This window comes from Vibrio sp. 10N.261.55.C5 (assembly GCF_041470505.1).
Classification (GTDB): Bacteria; Pseudomonadota; Gammaproteobacteria; order Enterobacterales; family Vibrionaceae; genus Vibrio; species Vibrio crassostreae_C.
The window spans coordinates 1-17,390 of the sequence record NZ_JBFRMS010000034.1 but is presented as its reverse complement, the minus strand read 5'-3'; the positions used below and the strand labels follow the sequence as shown (position 1 = coordinate 17,390).

The following is a 17,390-nucleotide window of genomic DNA, read 5'->3' as shown; positions in this document are numbered from 1 at the left end:
CACGACTTGTTAAGTCGTGGCGCTTTTTTAGTTCATCGCTGATTTAGTAGCGATAGCAAAGGCCTATGGCTGTTGCTTAGTTGGCGCTAGAGCAATTTCACGGATACATACGTTTTGTGGTTGTTGGTAAGCGAATGATACAGCGCGAGCAATATCGTCAGCTGCCAATACGCCACCCATGTCTTCTTTCCAAGAATCGTAACCGTCTTTGATCTCTTGAGATGTTGTGTGAGACAGAAGCTCAGTTTCTACAGCACCCGGTGCGATAGTGGTAACACGAACATTTGAAGCCGCCACTTCTTCACGAACGTTCTCAGAAATAGCGTGTACCGCGAATTTAGTACCACAGTAAGCTGCGTGGCTTGGGAATGTTTTCTTACCCGCGATAGAGCTGATGTTGATGATAGTACCCGTGTTGCGTTCCATCATCGGAGCAAGTACAGATTGCATGCCGTTTAGAAGACCAATTACGTTCACGTCGAACATTGTCTTCCACTCTTGTGCGTCTTGAGTATCAATTTGACCAAGAAGCATTGCACCAGCATTGTTGATAAGTGCATCTACAGGGCCAAACTTCTCTTCACCTTGTGCGATTGCTGCATCAAAAGACGCTTTGTCTGTTACGTCTACTTTTACTGACAGTGAGTTTGGTAGATTCAGCGCTTCAAGGCGGTCAATACGACGAGCTAAAAGTAGTAGAGGGTGACCTTCATCGCTTAGACGACGAGCGATTGCTTCACCAATACCAGAGCTTGCACCTGTAATTACGATTAGTTTTTTCATTTTATTTCCTCTGTACTTTTATTGCGTCGGTTGGCTACGACGTATTGTTTAAGTGCATTCGAATCAAGTGCTTGTTGCCTTGCTTCGTTGCGATGGAGGTATATTAAGGAAAATAGAATTGTTGATATATAGCACTTTACTTGAAACACTGTTGCTGTGGTGCAACAATGAAAGCGTCTATCTCATAACTTCATAAGTAAGCTGGCGACTATGCTTAATCAAATTAACCTGTCTGATATTCGTTCTTTCGTGCTGATCGCTCGTTTAGGTAATTTCACCAAAGCGGCGGAGGAGTTGGATGTGTCTCGTTCCCACGTATCACGCCAAGTGAGCAGCCTAGAAAAGCAGATGGGTGTGACACTGTTTATCCGCACCACTCGAACCTTAAGGTTGACTCACGCAGGGCAAGATCTGTACGCGAGATGTGAACAAGCCTTAGATAATATAGACCAAGCCTTGATTGCTGCTGTGGATGACGTCGAAGAAGTACGTGGCGACATAAAAGTAAACTGTGTTGGCGGTTATCTGGGCGAGGTGATCATCGCGGATCTGGTCAATGAGTTCATGCAACTCTACCCAGACATCAGCATCAGCCTTGATTTCAGTAGTAACCGAGTCGACTTGATTGAAGACGCGTTCGATATCGCATTTCGTATGGGAAGCCTTGAAGATGCGGGCTTTATCGCGAGAAAGCTTTTGGACATCGAGATGGGAACGCTCGCAAGCCCTGAATATTTTGCTCGCAAAGGAAAGCCAAACCATCCTAAAGATCTCATTCACCATGACTGCTTAACGGGGTCTGTGCGTAAGTGGAGCTTTCAAGCTTTGGATGACACCAAGAAAACAGTCGATGTTCATGTCACGGGTAGGCTGCAATGTAAGAATGGGCGAGTGTTAGTACAGGGCGCGAAATCGGGCAACGGAATTATTCGTGTACCAACTATCTATTGCTTACAAGAACTCAACGACGGGCAACTGCTGCAAGTGTTTGATGAGTGGATAGTACCTAAAGTGGACTTTTCAGCGATCTACCATCGAGACCGCTATCAACCAAGTCGAATTCGAACCTTCATTGATTTTGTAAAAGGTCGCTTTGAGCAAATGCCAGTGAGCTAAGTGCTGCTTGTTGCCTTCCTTTTTCTGTCTGCTGTTTTTGGCAATAGTTGGACTGGCTCAAACTTACATCTCGTCGATTTCGTTTTGTAGGTTTTCCAGCTGGTCTAGAATCAACAAGAACTTCTCGCCGAACGGCGTCACTTGGTATTCAACTCTTGGTGGTAGTTCGTTGAACATTTGCTTGTCTAAAATTCCAAATTCTACATTTCGCTTCAAACATTCATTCAATACCTTTGTAGATAGCCCTTCTACTGAGCGCACCATTTCACCGGGGCGATTAATGCCATTTGCCAGTAATTGGTAAACCGTTAGCGACCATTTACAGCCGTAGATGGTTTCGACCATGCGAGCTGAGCGCTCTGGTGCTGATTTTCTTGAAAAAAAGTTTTCCTGATTTTTCATAAAGATGTACCAATAAGTACCTACCTAACTGATTTGTACTTACTATTCATAGTGTTAGTTCAAAGCCTAAGATTACCACGTTCACATGACTTAGGAGATAACAAAATGAACTTCACTAAAAATGGTATTGCAGTAGTAATCGGTGGCACAAGTGGTATGGGCTTTGAAACAGCGAAGCAGTTAGTCGCTCAAAACATCCATGTGTTGGTGGTCGGCAATAACCCAACTAAGTTAGATAAAGCGGTGTCAGAGCTGCAATCGCTCGGTCATGCTTCAGGCTGGCAAGCTAACCTTTATGATGATGCAAGTGTGTCTCGTCTTATTACGCATTTAGAGTCGCTCGAAGAAGGTATTGGTTACCTTGTGAATGCGGCTGGTTACTTCAACCCTAAAGCGTTTATTGAACACCAAGAATCTGATTACGAGCAATACATGCAGCTCAATAAAGCAACCTTCTTCATCACTCAAGCTGTCAGCAAGTTGATGATCAAAAACGGTGGCGGAAACGTGGTAAATGTAGGCTCTATGTGGGCCAAACAAGCTATTAGAGCGACACCATCCTCTGCGTATTCAATGGCAAAAGCTGGCTTGCACGCTTTAACACAGCACATGGCGATGGAGCTTGCGGACTACAACATTCGCGTGAATGCGGTTTCTCCTGCTGTTGTTAAAACGCCGATTTACGAATCTTTCATCAAACCTGAAGAAGTGGATCAAGCGCTAGAAGGCTTCAACGCGTTCCATCCTATTGGTCGAGTAGGTTTGCCGAAAGACATCGCTAATAGCATCTCTTTCCTACTGTCAGACAGTGCAGATTGGGTAACGGGTGCAATCTGGGATGTTGATGGTGGTGTGATCGCTGGCCGCAATTAATTAGGCTTCTTTGCAGGAGGCTGTCGCGTAGGCAAATAGCAGCGAGATGGCCTCCTTGATGAGTATTCGCGTAGAATAGAAACTAGAAAGACAACAATAATAATTAAAACGATAACAAGAGTAAGGTCGCCATTATGTTCAATATGGACTTTTCAAAGAGACTGGTTATAGAAACCGAGACATTAGATTGGATCGCGAGCCCTGCCAAAGGGGTATGGCGCAAGCCGCTTGAAAGAGAAGAGAAAGAATCAGGTCACACGACCAGCGTGGTGAAGTACGATCCTGACTCTTCGTTTTCTGAGCACCCGCACCCACAAGGCGAAGAGATCTTCGTATTAGATGGTGTGTTCTCTGATGAAACCGGAGATTTCCCAGCGGGCACTTATATCCGTAATCCGCCGGGCAGCGCGCATTCCCCATCCAGCAAAAATGGCTGTACGATCTTGGTTAAGCTCAACCAGTTTGACGCGAGAGACTTAACTCAAGTTCGTATTAATACTTTGGAAACAGAATGGCTTCAGGGTATTGGCGGCTTACAAGTGATGCCACTGCATGAGTTCGAACACGAGCATGTCGCGTTAGTGAAGTGGCCGGTTGGCGAACGTTTTCAGCCGCATCGCCACTTTGGCGGTGAAGAGATATTTGTACTTTCTGGCACCTTTAAAGACGAACATGGTGAGTATCCAAAACACACATGGATGCGCAGCCCACACATGAGTGAGCATTTTCCTTATGTGGAAGAAGAGACGGTTATCCTAGTGAAAACAGGGCATCTGCCATTGGATTAAAGGAATGCTCAGTAAAAGATGAGAAAGCCGCATTGTTTTGAACAAGCGGCTTTTTTTAGTTTTTATATATGATCTGACTAGTACGCAACACCAATACGTTGGCGTGGGAATTTGCCAGCTTCGAGTTCATCAATCATCGCAATAGCGTAATCGCTGACTGAAATTTTGCTGTTACCATCTTCGTCGGTGAGCAGTTGATCGCCACCAGTGCGGTAGGTCGATAGTTTCTCGCCCGGGAATATTTCTGCGGCAGGGCTAACGAACGTCCAGTTAACTTCGCTATTAGATTGCTTGAACACTTCAAGAGCTTCGCCCTGTGCTAGCGCTTCGTTTTTGTAGTCCGCAGGGAAGTCAGGAACGGTAACTAACGGTACGTTTGGCGCCACTTCTAATGAGCCTGCACCTCCTACCCAAAGTAGACGTTCGATGCCAATGCTTGGCAATGTATCAAGCAACTTAGCTGCTGTGTTTTTTACGATGTCGTGATTGCCTAGAGCGCGTCCACCAATCGAAGCAATTACCGCATCAACGCCTGAGAAAGCGGTCGCTAGGCTTGCCGCTTCCTCTTGTAAATCAAATGAACGAATTTCAACATCGCTGATTTCTACGCGGCTTGCATCTCTTACAACAGCAACAACTTCGTGTCCGCGAGATTGAGCTTCTTGAGCGATGTGACTACCAATCCAACCTGATGCGCCTAATACTGCAATTTTCATAATGTCTCTCCAATTATCTAATTTATTGAGTCTGTTTCTCGACAGCCATTGCAGTCTAATAGCTCACTAGATTGCGATAAATATCGTGAAATGATGTAGATTGTATCTATAAAGTTATCTAATAGGCTTGGTTAAGTCGGTAAGGGAGAGTGTGATGGACAGGTTGACGGCGATGCGTAGCTTTGTTGAAGTCGCAAATTGCGCCAGTTTTACTCAAGCAGCAGAGCATTTGGACATGAGCCGTTTACAGGTTTCACGACATGTTCAAGAGATCGAAGGGTGGTTAAAACAAAGGCTTCTGCACAGAACGACTCGTAAGGTAAGTTTGACGACAGCGGGGGAGATTGCGTTACAACGTTGCGAAAAAATACTCCATGAAACGGCGGAGCTAGAAGTCACTGCACTTAATCAAACCGATGCTCTTTCCGGAACCATTCGAATCGCAGCACCCATTGGTTTGACTCAGCACATGTTGTTGGATGTGGTTGAGCAGTTCACAGAGCTTCATCCCAGTATCACAGTAGAGCTTTTTGCTTCTGACCATTTTGCTCAGCTGGTGGACGACAGAATCGATATTGCGCTGCGCTATACCGATCAACCTGACGATAGTTTGATTGCTCGAAAGCTAATGGAAATCGATTCGGTTGTGTGTGCCTCACAAGACTACCTAGACAAACACGGTGAACCTGAAACGGTTGAAGCGCTTCGACAACACAATTGTTTTCGTCACTTGAATGTTTCTAAGTGGGATTTTGTTAAGGACAATCAACACTATTCAGTTGAGGTGTCTGGCACTATCAAGGCTAATGATGTTGGAGTGCTAACTCGCGCCGCACAGCACGGGAAAGGGGTAGTTCGTTTACCTTGTGACTTAGCCAACCCACTGATTGCGAATGGCAAATTGATACGAATATTGGATGAGTTTGTTTCGCCAAGCAGCGTGCTTTGGGCGGTGTATCTGTCTCGCAGCTATCAGCTTCCGGTTGTTCGTCAGTTTATTGATTTTGCGGCACAAGCTTGGGCTAGCGATATCAGGTCTAATGATGTTAGAAACTTCATAGGCAATGATACATAGCGACAAAAATTAAAAGCCCATAAATACAAAAATCCGATATCAAAGGTGATATCGGATTTGAACTCAATAATTCAGAGTTCCAGCACGCTCTCCTCTCACGAAGTCTTTACATGTAATGGTGTACGGATAATCGGGTATTTATCACCTTTTCGTTGATGTCTGGTAAAGGCTGATACAAGCTTCTCGTAATGTCGGATAATACTTGGTCGTAAACTTGCGACACGACGCTAGAGATATCACTGGTTAATTCGTACATGCTATCTGCCGGTTGGGTCGCTTCGTTACTTGATGCGATCTCTGAGAGTGCATGCATCGCTCGCGTACAAACCGGTGACCCACTACTAAGAGGGCAGATAATCGATAACTGGTTGAGTTTTCTGTGTGTCTGAGAGGCGTAGAATTTGAATCTCAAATACTCCTCAGGCTTCTCCATATCAGGGATACACATTCGTAATTTGGTCAGGATCTCCATGCAATCTAAGATCTGTTGCCAATTCATGTGGTACTCACGGCTCATGTCTTCACGCTCAGACTGAATTAGCCAGATGATCATTACTTCATCCATCAAGAACATGCTATGGCGAATTGTTTTGCCATGAATCGATTGGTTACGCACCAAGCTACGGTTTTGCCAGTCGCTGTGCATAGCGATGAGCTTGAGGTGATAGATGCGATACATAGGGCGGCTGTCAAACGACACATGGGATTGAAGCAGCTCAGATACCTCAAGTATGTTGTCGTAAATCTCGTTCACTTTACGAATCGAGTCGCTAGACAACTTATAAGCTAGAGCATAGTGCGTTGCCGCGCGATGTTTGCGTGATAACAACAATAATTCTCTAAGCAGAACTAAGGTTTCAAACCTGTGTGATAGCGCTGTTTGTCTCTTCCTTGAGAAATGAAACAGGGCCGCAAGTACTAATAGGGATAAACCCACTGAAATAACTACAAACATATTCAACTCCTAATATTTGTATACCTACTTAGTGGTATTGCAGACACCATGCCAAAATAAATAAGTGTTATATTTCATTGATTTATGATTTTTCTCAAATTATGGATGATCAATCATGGTGCATGACTTCACCATTCGAGTGAATGTTTCTCATATTTTGCAGGATTTTTTGAGAGGTTACGCTTTTCTAACGATAGGTTGGGGAGGTTTCGGTAAGTAGAGACACTTTGGCGATCCATTTCAGGCTCGTTTCAAGCTACGGAAATTAAAAAGGCCTCACCCTATATGCTTTAACTCTAAAAGCAGTAAGAGTGAGGCCTTTCAATGTTCACTTCGCAGTGTAGTTGACTTAACGACTAAGTGTTTAGCATTGAGGGCTAAACGTTATGCAAGCTTAAGGTCGAACTCAGTGCGGTACATCACCATGTCTTCAATGGTCAGTACTGGCATGTTGTGTAGTTTGCCGAAAGCAACGATCTCTGGCGCTTTTGCCATCGTACCATCCGGATTGGTTACTTCACAAAGTACACCGGCAGATTGAAGACCAGCCATTTGCATAAGATCTACTGTACCTTCTGTGTGGCCGCGACGAGCAAGTACACCACCTTTACGAGCACGCAATGGGAATACGTGGCCAGGGCGAGCAAGGTCAGTAGGCTTAGCTGTTGGATTTGCCGCTGTCTTGATCGTTGTTACACGGTCTGCGGCAGAAACACCTGTTGTTACACCAACTTTCGCTTCGATAGTGACGGTAAACGCAGTTTGGTTTGCGCTGTTGTTATCAACAACCATAGGTGGAAGTTCAAGTTGGTTCGCTTGCTCGTCAGTTAGACACAGACACACAATGCCGCTGCATTCGCGGATCATAAGCGCCATTTGAGCATTCGTCAGGTGTTCTACTGAGTAGATGATGTCGCCTTCGTTCTCACGATCTTCATCGTCAAGTAGAAGTACGCCACGACCTTCGCGTAGAGCTTGCAGTGCGTTTTCAACGCGAGTGATTGGTTCGCCAAATTCGGCAAGTAGTGAAGACTGATTCATGGTTAAACTCCTAAAATATCACCAGAATCAGGGCTGTATGAGGGATCTCAACCGAGCACGACAAAGCCTACTCATTACAAGTAACTTGTACCAATCGTAGTAAACAACTGGTCATTCTAGCTAGTTAAAACCCTTGATAACGGCGTTAGAATTTTTGACTGTAGAATAACTACTTATCGAAAAATTTTGCCTTGTTCTCAAGCGTTTTTCCTGCGCTATCTCTGATCATTTATTTACTGTGATTGGTATTAGCTCATTATGGTTTTATCCAAAACGAAATGCACCCGTCTGAGTTGGAGGCATGAACCCAACTCACGCGGGTACGCCTTTCCAACTTAAACGAGTGTGTTTTCATTCTCTCTCATCCGGACTATAACCGTCGGCTCTGGCATCTCACCAGATCTGCTGACCTCGACGAATCGAGCGCTCGCGGGCTTATCTTTAGATTTTGCTAAGGACATACCGCCGGTGGGGAATTTCGCCCCGCCCTGAGAATAAAAATTAATAATCTGTTTTGCTTTTGAAAGCAGACCAGATGGTAATCCTTTCAATAGTGGATTTAAAGGACTGACAGCAAAGTTTTTAAGATTCTGGCCTTATAATCCGGTAAGTGTTCACTTTATCAGCAGAACGCGTCCGGTAGTCTATTAATGGGATGATGCCTTTGTCTCGTCTGGTTTCAGTGGTTTTTGCTATCTCTATGAACATAAATGGATGTTGAACATTATTGGTGCTGGCGTGGCTGTTCACCGAATCAATACTCAAGAGGTCCATTAATCGAATATTGTTACACCATGACGGCTGACTGACCGTTTTGACATAAAATTGATATTGACGATGCTAAGCTGCGATAGCATCCGACCACTTTATCTAAAAGATCTTAGCCATGACTTCTCTGTTCTCTAACAAATCCAAAGGCTTATTACTGCTCGTTCTAAGTTTGTATTCCCTCATACCCTTTTTGATCTTTGGATCTGACTTCGACCTTGGAAGTGCTGTTTTGCCTTTCTATGGCGCCTTCATAACGTTTGTGACTTACTCTGCGGGCAATCAAGGGTTCTTGGTAACACTAGCGATTTTGTCTTTAGTATTGTTCACGATGAAGTTTTCCAAAGCGAAGTTAGTCAGTCTTTGTCTGCAGCTCGGCTTGTTGTTGGTGCTTAGCTTTGCAGCGAAAACCTTCTTAAAGCATTCCACTGAGAGCCCTCGTCCTTATTCTGAGTATTTGGTGACGCAGGAAGTGGTTGATATGCCGGAAGTGTTTTACGAATTACCATTGGTTGAAAAGAATGCTGCGATTGAGTCTGTACAAGATAAGGTGAGCGAGTGGCGAACGCGTCACTGGTTGGGTGAAACTGACTACTCTTTCCCATCTGGACATATGATTTTCGTCGGTGTGTGTTTGGCGTTCTTTGGTGGTCTTCTCCTAGAGGCGAAACGCTTTTATCTAGTCGGCGGTTTACTGGTTTGGGCTGGTGGTGTCGCCTATAGCCGTGTTTGGCTTGGCATGCATCGACCAGAAGACTTAGCCGGATCTATTGCCTTTGCGGGTTTGATCTATTTATTGGTGCCGCTTATCTCAGAGCAAAAAATAGAACGCTATTTACCTGCATTTTTGAAACAGACTTCTTAGGGATCCGTCCTCACTGCAAAAGAAGGGCTCAGATTAGCAGTACGTAATAAACGCTACTGATTGAGCCCTAGCTCTGCTTGCTTCTTTTTGGTTAGACCTAAGGACACAATTCGGTGTGACTCAATGAGATAGTATCTCAGCTCCTCATCCCTTTCTGGCGTGCTTTCAAACAGCTGAATCCATTTCATACCGCGTGAAGCAAAGTAGGGTGCGGGTTTATAGCCCGGCTCTTCTTTGAGAAAGTCGAAATTCTGATCGGACGCCTTGAAGATAAACGCAGGCTCATCTTTCGGTCCCCAACCACCAATCGCAAACACCTTGCCACCTACTTTCCAAACGTGAGAGTTATTCCACTGCATCACATAACTGGTTGCAGGCAGTGACTCGCAGAATGCGTTGAATTCGTCGTAAGTCATAGAGCGTCCTTTTATCTACTGGGTGTTTGTGTTGGTTTTCTAAGATGTCTTTCTTCTTCTTGTCTTTATCGCCAATAACTAGCCAGCTAAACCCTGCCAGATTGCCGTAAAGCCACTGAGAGAACATAGCAGTAATGAACCAATGCGTATCTTCTCTTTAGGGATGCTTTGTGTCGTCATTAACGCCACTTTGTAACCCAACCAAGCAGCAGGCAGCAAAGGTATAGTGATGATCAAGTGGTGTAGCGTGAAGAAGCCAATTGGGATCTGTACAACCAACGAAATGATCGAACTAAACACGAAAAACGCAGAAAGGTTACCACGAAGCTGATTGGCATCTTGGTGTTGGAGTAGCAGTGCCATCGGTGGACCACCAATACCAGAACTGGTGCCAAAGAACCCAGAGAAGAACCCCGCAATACCCATCTTAGTTGGGGTTGGTTCGAGTCTAAAGGGCAGTAGGCTAACAATCACGGCAAATACTACCAATAAGCCCAACCATAGTGATAACACGCTCGTTGAAACCATCACCAACAAAGCACCACCTGCCAGTGACCCAGGAATACGGCCCAGCAATGCGATTTTTAATCCGCCAATAGAGATATTTGCTCTATGTTTAAAAGCGTTGAATAACGAGATAAACAGACCGATCAAACAGATAGGCGCAGGCACATAATCTGGAGAGACCAAAAACAGCAGTGGGGCTGCAACAATGGCCAAACCAAAGCCGATTGCGGTTTGCACAAACGAGCCGACAAAAATGAGTGTCATTGCGATAAGGACAGTCTGATCTATGTATTCCATAAGCCTGCGGATTAGTTTTAAAGGAGCGGGTGGATACTATAAATGAAAACTAAAATAATAGTCTTATTATTCAGTGAGCTTTATGCCAGTTTCGCTAGTTATAATTTCTACTATAACGACCAACAAAAAAGCGAGTGAGTATCTCAGGATGCTTCCTTTCAATACTCACTCGCTTTATTGGAACGACTTGTTTACGCTAGTGGGGGAGTCAGCATAAAACGTTAAGCCATTGCCAATTTCAGTCGCTTAATGGGCTTGTCATTGATTGGTAAATGGATAAGTGCTGCTGCAAATGCCAGCACCACCGTTGACCACCAGATTGGCTCGTAAGAACCGTAGTAATCGTAAATACGACCACCCACCCAAGCGCCTAAGAAGCTACCCACTTGGTGAGTAAAGAATACCAAGCCGTACAACGTTGATAGGTAACGGGCACCGAAGATCTGACGAACTAAGCCAGACGTTAGCGGAACTGTACCCAACCAACAGAATCCAATGGCCGCACCGAAGATAGCCGCGGTTGATTCAGTCACAGGCAGAGTCACAAACGCACCGATAACCACAGTACGCACTAAGTACAGTGCAGACATAACGTGGCGTTTGCTGAACTTGTCGCCCATTACACCCCAGAAGTAAGACCCAAAGATGTTGAAGATGCCAACGTAAGCCAGTGCCATCGCAGCGCTGCTCGCGGGTAGGTCTTTATCTGCTAAATAGCTCGGTAAGTGCGTTGCGATAAACATTACGTGGAAACCGCACACGAAGAAGCCCGCGTGAATCAACCAGTAACCTTTGTGAGCAAACGCTTCAGACAACGCTTCTTTGAGTGTTTGGTTCTCTTCAGCTTGCGCTTGTTTGTTTGAGGCTGCTTTAGGCGCTCGCATGAACAGCGCAAAAGAGATCATCAAACAACACAGTACGCCAAACACTTGCATCGCACTCTGCCAGTCAAATTCATTCAGCATGTATTGTGCGCCCGGAATTACCGCGAACATACCAAATGAACCTGCAGCCGTGGTTAAGCCAAACGCCTTAGCCGCGTGCTCTGCTGGTACAACTTTCGCTACTGCGCCAAGCACGATCACGTAACTTGTCGCACTCAAGCCAAGACCAACCAGTGCGCCTAACGAAACGTAAAGCATGCTCGATTCGGTAGAAATTGAGGTAAGAAGTAAACCCAAACCGTAAGCACATGCGCCAGCAATAATGATGCGTCTTGCTCCCCATTTGTCAGCGGCCATACCAACAAAAGGTTGGAACACACCGAACAATAAGTTTTGTAGAGCAATAGAGAAGCTGAAAAACTCTCGACCCGTGCCGAAATGCTCTGAAATTGGCATCATGAAAATGCCGAATGATTGTCTGATCCCTAGACTGATAATAAGTGTGCCTATCCCTAGCCATACCAGTAAAGGAAAACGGAAAATGCTCATTCTAATACTCTTAAATTAATGGTGGTGATGTGAGTGGTCTTGCGCTGACATGTGTTGGTCAGTCATCTCATGGTGATGTTCGTGCCCAGAATGATCATGCCCTGACTGCTGGTGGCAACCACTGCTTACGGCATGCTGAGCCAAGAGATCAATCAATGGCTGACTGTGATGCACAATAACCAAACTAATGACGAGGAATAACGTCATTCTGGCAAGTTGGGCAAAAAGAGATTGTGAAAACATACGGTGTTGACATGCGCTCAATGTTGTAAGAAGTCGCGCATCATAGTGATGAGTCGGGTATGTATCAAATGACCATTTGTGATGTAGTCTATGCGTTTTATGCATAGATTGTCGCTTGATTGGAATTGGTATAAAACGCGCTCAATAAATAAGAAAACTTGAAGCTCGTTAGTTAATAGAAACAAGTATCTAATTAAGAATGAAAGTCTAAATTAAGGCTTATAACTAGCTGTTTAATTTAAAGTTTCACAAAGCTGTAAAAACTAATATACAAACTAATCACTAAGCAACATTGCTCGTTCACTCGACTTATCTGTCAAACATCGTAAATTTGGGCATAAATCGTTTCAAGACTACTGAAACGCGATGTTAAAAGATTCAGGGAGAGTCATTCACATGGATAAAGATCATAATCTTCGCGAAAACTTACTGGCACTGATCTTAGGTAGCGCATTGGTTTCACTCGGCGTTATCTTTTTCAACCAAGTCGGTTTGCTCACCGGGGGCACGGCTGGTCTAGCGATCTTCATTACCAAAGTAACAGATTTGAGCTTTGGCCAAGTATTCTTCGCACTTAACTTACCTTTCTATATTTTGTCGGTTGCTCGTATGGGCTGGCGCTTCACAATCAATACGTTTATCGCGGTTTCGATTGTTTCGTTCGCCGTGGATCACTTGTATCACGTGATTCAAATTGCCGAAATTCACGCATTGTATGCAGCTTTACTTGGTGGTGGCTTGATTGGTACCGGCATGCTGGTGATTTTCCGTCACAAGATGAGCTTAGGTGGCTTCAACATTCTGGCGTTGTTCTTACAAGAACGTTTTGGAATTCGAGCAGGTAAGGTTCAGATGGCATTAGACTGCACGATTGTTGTGCTTTCTCTGTTCATTGTTGATGTGTCATTGGTTCTTCTGTCTGTGCTTGGTGCGATAGTCACCAACTTGATTCTAGCAATGAATCATAAACCGGGGCGCTATCAACCTGTGGTAAAAGCGGAAGCAGCATAGTTCGGTTCGCTCAAGCTCTAGATTTGCTTAAGTAAAGAGTGATTTGCAGATTATGAAAACAACAAAGCCAGCATTAATTGCTGGCTTTGTTCTATTGAAATAACGGATTCGATGTAACGATTAACACTTGCCGCAGCTGGCGTTCGGCTTAAGCTCGCAATCAATCACATTGCCTTGTTGATCAAGGGACAAGTTACAACACTCTTCAAACAGGTTCTTAAGATCAGCACGGCTTTTTTGCACGCGGGATTTAACCGTTGAATAGCTGACGTTCTGCGCTTCTGCGATCTCTTTTTGGCTTTGGCCTTTGATGTCGACCGCAAGCAGTAGCGATGAACTTTGTTCTGGCAATGCCTGAATAAAAGGTTCAATGCACAATGAAAGTTTCTGCTTAAATTCAGAGTCGTGGTCTAAATCGGTAAACCACAGATCTTCAGCATCAATTTGGCTATCACGTTGTTGGCGTGCATGCTTACGGTAGAAGTCGATAATGGTGTTGTTGGCTAACTGGAACAGCCAAGCCTTAACACTGCTAGCATCTTGTACCTTATCTAAGTTCTGATAGGTCTTAATCAAGATATCTTGGAGCAAGTCGTCTACATCCGCAGAGTTGTTGACCTTTGAATGCAGGAATGACTTTAATGCTTGCTGATACTCGGCCCAGACTTGTTCGAGCTTCAAAGGTGCATTAGTTGCACTGTTCATTTACGCAACATTCGTCTTGTAAGAAATCAATCACACCTTCTAGGCACTCATACTCCGCCACGCAGAATAGAGTTCTTCCTTCTCGTCTTTGGCTGATTAGGCCCGCAGACGCCAAGCTTGATATGTGGTGAGACAAGGTAGAACCGGGAATGCCTAGCTCTTCTTGTAGGCCGCCAACTGCAATGCCTTGGTAGCCAGCTTTAACGACACTCTTATAAATGGTTAGGCGAATAGGGTGCCCCAACTCTTTAAGTGCTTTCGCAACGACTTCTAAGTTCATATTAACTCCTCAAGATTTAATTTCGATTTTAGTCGAAATGTATGTCGAATTCAAATTTAAAAACGGTGTCTGTGTAAGTTATTGAAAAACTGTGTTTTCGAAAATAATTTCGATTTTTATCGAAATAATGCTTGTTCTGGAGCTGTTTATTTCTATAATTCGAGAATATTCGAAATTAAGGATTGGTTACTTTTCTCATAGAGCCCGACCTTCAATCCAGTTTGGAGTTAATTATGAGCAATGAAATGTTAACAATGCTGAAAGACGCACTTGATATGTTCGCTTTCTTAGCAGTAGAGCTAATTATCTTTTTCTTAGCGATCAGCTACATTGTTGGGATTCTTCAAGAGTTCCTTACACCAGAAAAGATTCAATCTATCCTGAGCTCACGTAATGGTAAGGGTTATGTAGTAGCAGCACTACTGGGTGCAATTACACCTTTCTGTTCATGTTCGACCATTCCTTTCTTAAAAGGATTGCTGCGTGCAAGAGCGGGTTTCGGTCCAATGATGGTGTTCCTATTTGGTAGCCCACTATTGAACCCAGTGATCATTGGTTTGTTTGTGATTACCTTCGGTTGGCAAGTTGCTGTGTTCTACTTCCTTGTAGCAATGACGGTGTCTGTAGTGGCTGGTTACGCACTTGAGAAGCTTGGCTTTGAGCGTTACGTAAAACCTGAAGCGTATGAATCAACAGGTTCAGCTTCAAGCTGTGGTGATTCTGATCCTAAGAAAGCAGCACCGGTTAAAGCGGAATCTTCATGTGGTACAAGTGCATGTGGCGAACCTGCACCAGTAATGGCAAAAGAGACATCTTGCTGCGATTCTAAAAAAGAAGAGCCACAAGTAACGGTTTCATGCTGTTCAGCGGATGGAAGCGCAACAGCTGAAATCGTAGAGAAGAAAGAACCTAGCCGTTGGATGAGAATTTGGTTCTCAACTTGGAAAGATTTTAAACAAGTTTTCCCTTACCTAATGATGGGTATCGCGATTGGTTCATTCATCTACGGCTTCATTCCTACAGACCTAATTGCACAGTACGCTGGTGAAGGTATGTGGTATGCGATTCCAGTAGCTGCCGTGATTGGTATTCCACTGTACATTCGTGCTGAAGCGGTAATCCCATTAAGTGCAGCTCTAGTACAGAAAGGTATGGCGTTGGGTTCAGTAATGGCATTGATCATTGGTAGTGCAGGTGCAAGTTTGACGGAAGTTATCCTGCTTAAATCAATCTTCAAGAACCAAATGATTGCAGCATTCCTATTCGTTATCCTAAGCATGGCGATGGGTGCAGGCTTCCTATACAGCTTCATCTTTGGTTAATCAGGTCTGATTTCGAGATAACACCATTGATACAAAGAGATAGATAATAAAAAAGAGCTCACATAGTTGAGCTCTTTTTGCGTTGAGACTATTAGTTCGGAGATTAGAAACCGCGAATATCAAGCTCATTGTTGATCAACACAACACACTGAGAAGCAAACAGCATGTTCGGGCCTAAGCTGATTTTTTCTGTCCCTAAGCGCTTTAAGCTGTTGTAGCTTTTCTTCGGCATAGGGATGTGATCAGTAAGAAGGAAACATGGGTTTTCAGCAATCTCTGCATCACGGATAAAGTCACCTTTCTTATCCATCATGTATAGCTGGTGGTCTTCAGCCAGTTCTTTGACTAGTTTTTCAAAGCTCATAGTGCGAACGACGATTCCCGGTTCAACCTGACGAGTCTGCTCTTTGGTCATACCTTGAGAAGCATCAACCGCTCTTACTACCGCTGATAATAATGCCGATTCATGAAAGCCACCAATGTTGGTGATCTCATTTGAATCGAAAGTGATCGTACGTGAAAAGTCTTTAGTACTTTCTAATACAAGGTGTACGGTGACATTCTCACGGTGAGATTGAGCAACGAAGATCGTGTTCATCAGAGTATGAGCCAGAATCTCAGTATGAGCATCTTGCCCAACACCTTCTAAGATAAGTTTGCTCTCTGTAGGGGCTGCGCGAGCGCGTAATACAAATGAACGCATGGAATGTACCTTGTCAGTATGTGATAAAGCGAAACGGACTTTATCAACATGAATTGATGAATAACCAAAATTGTGGAGGTATGTAACTCTTTTCTATTAATGAAGTCAAATGGAGTTGCACTTAGCACCAACCCGCGAACTTTGAGTATTAAATAGAGAATGACCACATTACAAGACGGTAAGGGTTGAAGCGAACCAATGTTTACATAGATAGTATGCGCAAAATTATAAAGTGACTTACATAAGTAAGTAGTCGATGAAGTTACAGAAGATCAATAAAGAAGAATATAGAAAGAAGATGAACCTGCTGTTGGTTTCGTTGGTTGGGTCACTCGCAGTGTTCGCCATTGTATTCGGAACCATACTGATCGAGCTATTCGGTTCAGGGCAATCAATCGCAGGCGAATCGACAGGTAATTTCCACTTGAACGTATTAGGTGTGATCTTATCAGTCGCATTGAATGCATTTATCGCGAGCCGTGTGAAAGGGCATGATTACTTCAAAGAAGCGCTTTATGTATGGAACCTTAAACAAATCCATAATCAAATCTATCGTAAGCTCAAGCGTATTCAACCCAAAGCTGAGCAAGGTGATCGAGAAGCATTAACTATCCTTTACTTTTATTACACCACGCAAAAACAGGTATACGACCTAGATAACAATACATTGACGATAAAAACGGTTCAGCAGTCGCTAGATAACATCGTAGAGCTGAGTGATAAATGGAGTATTGAACTAGATATAGAGGTATTTTCGAAAGATTTAGTCGCGAAATTTTAAGTGATATGCCTGTAATTGTATGAGCTTTGACCTGCGAAAGACGCTTTTGACGTAAAAGTAGACACTTAAGCAACTTTTTTGAATTTTTATCAAAAAAGGGGTTGCCATGTTTACGATGATCTCTATAATGCCGCCTCACTGACACGGCAGACTCCACAAGGCTTCAGCGGTAATCAGTAAGACGGAAAGTTCGAAACAAATTAATTTTAAAAAGTGTTTGACACTTAAGATTAAATCGCTAGAATTCACGTCCGCTTTCAAGGGTTTCTTTGTAAAAAGAAAGTTTCGATAAGCAAAGCTCTTTAACAAT

General features: G+C 44.0%; 20 protein-coding genes and 1 riboswitch. Of the genes, 9 read left to right on the top strand and 11 right to left on the bottom strand.

All coding sequences use genetic code 11. The features are described 5' to 3' along the window. Positions 1-63: 63 nt before the first annotated feature. Complete coding sequence (locus tag AB4263_RS13650) at positions 64-783, bottom strand: SDR family oxidoreductase (protein WP_008216572.1); 720 nt, start codon at positions 781-783, stop codon at positions 64-66. A 210-nt stretch (positions 784-993) separates the two neighbouring features. Here AB4263_RS13650 and AB4263_RS13645 point away from each other — a divergent pair, with 210 nt between their 5' ends. After that, positions 994-1,899: a LysR substrate-binding domain-containing protein gene (locus AB4263_RS13645; protein WP_371721790.1), complete on the top strand. Its 906-nt coding sequence runs from the start codon at positions 994-996 to the stop codon at positions 1,897-1,899. A gap of 63 nt (positions 1,900-1,962) precedes the next feature. Here the strand turns inward: AB4263_RS13645 and AB4263_RS13640 are convergent, their stop codons facing one another. After that, the gene (locus tag AB4263_RS13640; protein ID WP_004733017.1) at positions 1,963-2,301 is read right to left on the bottom strand and encodes a helix-turn-helix domain-containing protein; all 339 of its coding nucleotides are present in this window, start codon (positions 2,299-2,301) and stop codon (positions 1,963-1,965) included. A gap of 105 nt (positions 2,302-2,406) precedes the next feature. On the opposite strand from AB4263_RS13640, the gene AB4263_RS13635 reads away from it, so the two are divergent. Next, positions 2,407-3,174, top strand: a complete 768-nt coding sequence (locus tag AB4263_RS13635) for an SDR family NAD(P)-dependent oxidoreductase (RefSeq protein ID WP_065584096.1) — start codon at positions 2,407-2,409, stop codon at positions 3,172-3,174. Between the two features lie 134 nt (positions 3,175-3,308). Then, a complete protein-coding gene (locus AB4263_RS13630; protein ID WP_372098369.1) occupies positions 3,309-3,962 on the top strand; it encodes a cupin domain-containing protein in 654 nt (217 codons plus the stop codon). Between the two features lie 77 nt (positions 3,963-4,039). Here the strand turns inward: AB4263_RS13630 and AB4263_RS13625 are convergent, their stop codons facing one another. Then, positions 4,040-4,678 carry an NAD(P)-dependent oxidoreductase gene (locus AB4263_RS13625; RefSeq protein ID WP_372098368.1) on the bottom strand — a complete coding sequence of 213 codons (639 nt, stop codon included), beginning with the start codon at positions 4,676-4,678 and terminating at the stop codon, positions 4,040-4,042. Between the two features lie 154 nt (positions 4,679-4,832). Here AB4263_RS13625 and AB4263_RS13620 point away from each other — a divergent pair, with 154 nt between their 5' ends. After that, complete coding sequence (locus AB4263_RS13620) at positions 4,833-5,753, top strand: LysR substrate-binding domain-containing protein (RefSeq protein WP_372098367.1); 921 nt, start codon at positions 4,833-4,835, stop codon at positions 5,751-5,753. Between the two features lie 106 nt (positions 5,754-5,859). Here the strand turns inward: AB4263_RS13620 and AB4263_RS13615 are convergent, their stop codons facing one another. Together AB4263_RS13615 and ribB are read right to left on the bottom strand one after the other, a co-directional pair. After that, on the bottom strand, positions 5,860-6,708 hold the full coding sequence (locus AB4263_RS13615) for a hypothetical protein (protein ID WP_102332193.1): 849 nt from the start codon (positions 6,706-6,708) through the stop codon (positions 5,860-5,862). 384 nt (positions 6,709-7,092) lie between these two features. Continuing rightward, entirely contained in the window at positions 7,093-7,749 is a 657-nt protein-coding gene (gene ribB, locus AB4263_RS13610; protein ID WP_017054827.1) for a 3,4-dihydroxy-2-butanone-4-phosphate synthase, read from the bottom strand. Positions 7,750-8,098: 349 nt separating this feature from the next. Continuing rightward, positions 8,099-8,249, bottom strand: a riboswitch (FMN riboswitch). 386 nt (positions 8,250-8,635) lie between these two features. Here ribB and AB4263_RS13605 point away from each other — a divergent pair. After that, positions 8,636-9,382 carry a phosphatase PAP2 family protein gene (locus AB4263_RS13605; protein WP_017064917.1) on the top strand — a complete coding sequence of 249 codons (747 nt, stop codon included), beginning with the start codon at positions 8,636-8,638 and terminating at the stop codon, positions 9,380-9,382. A 53-nt stretch (positions 9,383-9,435) separates the two neighbouring features. Here the strand turns inward: AB4263_RS13605 and AB4263_RS13600 are convergent, their stop codons facing one another. The 3 genes from AB4263_RS13600 to AB4263_RS13590 all read right to left on the bottom strand — a co-directional run bounded on the left by AB4263_RS13600 (position 9,436) and on the right by AB4263_RS13590 (position 12,035). Continuing rightward, positions 9,436-9,798 (bottom strand): MmcQ/YjbR family DNA-binding protein, encoded by a 363-nt coding sequence (locus AB4263_RS13600; protein ID WP_017065872.1) that lies wholly within the window; start codon positions 9,796-9,798, stop codon positions 9,436-9,438. Positions 9,799-9,876: 78 nt separating this feature from the next. Next, on the bottom strand, positions 9,877-10,602 hold the full coding sequence (locus AB4263_RS13595) for a sulfite exporter TauE/SafE family protein (RefSeq protein WP_170962367.1): 726 nt from the start codon (positions 10,600-10,602) through the stop codon (positions 9,877-9,879). Positions 10,603-10,823: 221 nt separating this feature from the next. Continuing rightward, entirely contained in the window at positions 10,824-12,035 is a 1,212-nt protein-coding gene (locus AB4263_RS13590) for an MFS transporter (RefSeq protein ID WP_372098366.1), read from the bottom strand. A 29-nt stretch (positions 12,036-12,064) separates the two neighbouring features. On the opposite strand from AB4263_RS13590, the gene AB4263_RS13585 reads away from it, so the two are divergent. Together AB4263_RS13585 and AB4263_RS13580 are read left to right on the top strand one after the other, a co-directional pair. Then, positions 12,065-12,214, top strand: a complete 150-nt coding sequence (locus AB4263_RS13585; protein WP_017061698.1) for a hypothetical protein — start codon at positions 12,065-12,067, stop codon at positions 12,212-12,214. 460 nt (positions 12,215-12,674) lie between these two features. Continuing rightward, the gene (locus AB4263_RS13580) at positions 12,675-13,289 is read left to right on the top strand and encodes a YitT family protein (protein ID WP_017065874.1); all 615 of its coding nucleotides are present in this window, start codon (positions 12,675-12,677) and stop codon (positions 13,287-13,289) included. Positions 13,290-13,409: 120 nt separating this feature from the next. Here AB4263_RS13580 and sigZ read toward each other — a convergent pair whose 3' ends face one another. Together sigZ and AB4263_RS13570 are read right to left on the bottom strand one after the other, a co-directional pair. Beyond that, a complete protein-coding gene (gene sigZ / locus AB4263_RS13575) occupies positions 13,410-13,994 on the bottom strand; it encodes an RNA polymerase sigma factor SigZ (RefSeq protein ID WP_017061700.1) in 585 nt (194 codons plus the stop codon). Beyond that, positions 13,978-14,274 carry a helix-turn-helix transcriptional regulator gene (locus AB4263_RS13570; RefSeq protein ID WP_004733042.1) on the bottom strand — a complete coding sequence of 99 codons (297 nt, stop codon included), beginning with the start codon at positions 14,272-14,274 and terminating at the stop codon, positions 13,978-13,980. Before AB4263_RS13570 ends, sigZ begins: the two co-directional genes overlap by 17 nt. A 233-nt stretch (positions 14,275-14,507) precedes the next feature. On the opposite strand from AB4263_RS13570, the gene AB4263_RS13565 reads away from it, so the two are divergent. Further along, entirely contained in the window at positions 14,508-15,596 is a 1,089-nt protein-coding gene (locus AB4263_RS13565) for a permease (protein ID WP_372098365.1), read from the top strand. Positions 15,597-15,699: 103 nt separating this feature from the next. On the opposite strand, the gene trmY is transcribed toward AB4263_RS13565, so the two are convergent. Beyond that, positions 15,700-16,299, bottom strand: coding sequence for a tRNA (pseudouridine(54)-N(1))-methyltransferase TrmY (gene trmY / locus AB4263_RS13560; RefSeq protein ID WP_017061702.1), 600 nt, complete (start codon positions 16,297-16,299; stop codon positions 15,700-15,702). 256 nt (positions 16,300-16,555) lie between these two features. Between trmY and AB4263_RS13555 the strand changes: the two genes are divergently transcribed. After that, a complete protein-coding gene (locus AB4263_RS13555) occupies positions 16,556-17,080 on the top strand; it encodes a DUF3087 family protein (protein WP_372098363.1) in 525 nt (174 codons plus the stop codon). Positions 17,081-17,390 lie beyond the last annotated feature (310 nt).

Bases quoted from the DNA above. Each gene is read 5' to 3' on its own strand.
- AB4263_RS13650 (WP_008216572.1), bottom strand. From the start codon at position 783: ATGAAAAAACTAATCGTAATTACAGGTGCAAGCTCTGGTATTGGTGAA.
- AB4263_RS13645 (WP_371721790.1), top strand. From the start codon at position 994: ATGCTTAATCAAATTAACCTGTCTGATATTCGTTCTTTCGTGCTGATC.
- AB4263_RS13640 (WP_004733017.1), bottom strand. From the start codon at position 2,301: ATGAAAAATCAGGAAAACTTTTTTTCAAGAAAATCAGCACCAGAGCGC.
- AB4263_RS13635 (WP_065584096.1), top strand. From the start codon at position 2,407: ATGAACTTCACTAAAAATGGTATTGCAGTAGTAATCGGTGGCACAAGT.
- AB4263_RS13630 (WP_372098369.1), top strand. From the start codon at position 3,309: ATGTTCAATATGGACTTTTCAAAGAGACTGGTTATAGAAACCGAGACA.
- AB4263_RS13625 (WP_372098368.1), bottom strand. From the start codon at position 4,678: ATGAAAATTGCAGTATTAGGCGCATCAGGTTGGATTGGTAGTCACATC.
- AB4263_RS13620 (WP_372098367.1), top strand. From the start codon at position 4,833: ATGGACAGGTTGACGGCGATGCGTAGCTTTGTTGAAGTCGCAAATTGC.
- AB4263_RS13615 (WP_102332193.1), bottom strand. From the start codon at position 6,708: ATGTTTGTAGTTATTTCAGTGGGTTTATCCCTATTAGTACTTGCGGCC.
- ribB (WP_017054827.1), bottom strand. From the start codon at position 7,749: ATGAATCAGTCTTCACTACTTGCCGAATTTGGCGAACCAATCACTCGC.
- AB4263_RS13605 (WP_017064917.1), top strand. From the start codon at position 8,636: ATGACTTCTCTGTTCTCTAACAAATCCAAAGGCTTATTACTGCTCGTT.
- AB4263_RS13600 (WP_017065872.1), bottom strand. From the start codon at position 9,798: ATGACTTACGACGAATTCAACGCATTCTGCGAGTCACTGCCTGCAACC.
- AB4263_RS13595 (WP_170962367.1), bottom strand. From the start codon at position 10,602: ATGGAATACATAGATCAGACTGTCCTTATCGCAATGACACTCATTTTT.
- AB4263_RS13590 (WP_372098366.1), bottom strand. From the start codon at position 12,035: ATGAGCATTTTCCGTTTTCCTTTACTGGTATGGCTAGGGATAGGCACA.
- AB4263_RS13580 (WP_017065874.1), top strand. From the start codon at position 12,675: ATGGATAAAGATCATAATCTTCGCGAAAACTTACTGGCACTGATCTTA.
- sigZ (WP_017061700.1), bottom strand. From the start codon at position 13,994: ATGAACAGTGCAACTAATGCACCTTTGAAGCTCGAACAAGTCTGGGCC.
- AB4263_RS13570 (WP_004733042.1), bottom strand. From the start codon at position 14,274: ATGAACTTAGAAGTCGTTGCGAAAGCACTTAAAGAGTTGGGGCACCCT.
- AB4263_RS13565 (WP_372098365.1), top strand. From the start codon at position 14,508: ATGAGCAATGAAATGTTAACAATGCTGAAAGACGCACTTGATATGTTC.
- trmY (WP_017061702.1), bottom strand. From the start codon at position 16,299: ATGCGTTCATTTGTATTACGCGCTCGCGCAGCCCCTACAGAGAGCAAA.
- AB4263_RS13555 (WP_372098363.1), top strand. From the start codon at position 16,556: ATGAAGTTACAGAAGATCAATAAAGAAGAATATAGAAAGAAGATGAAC.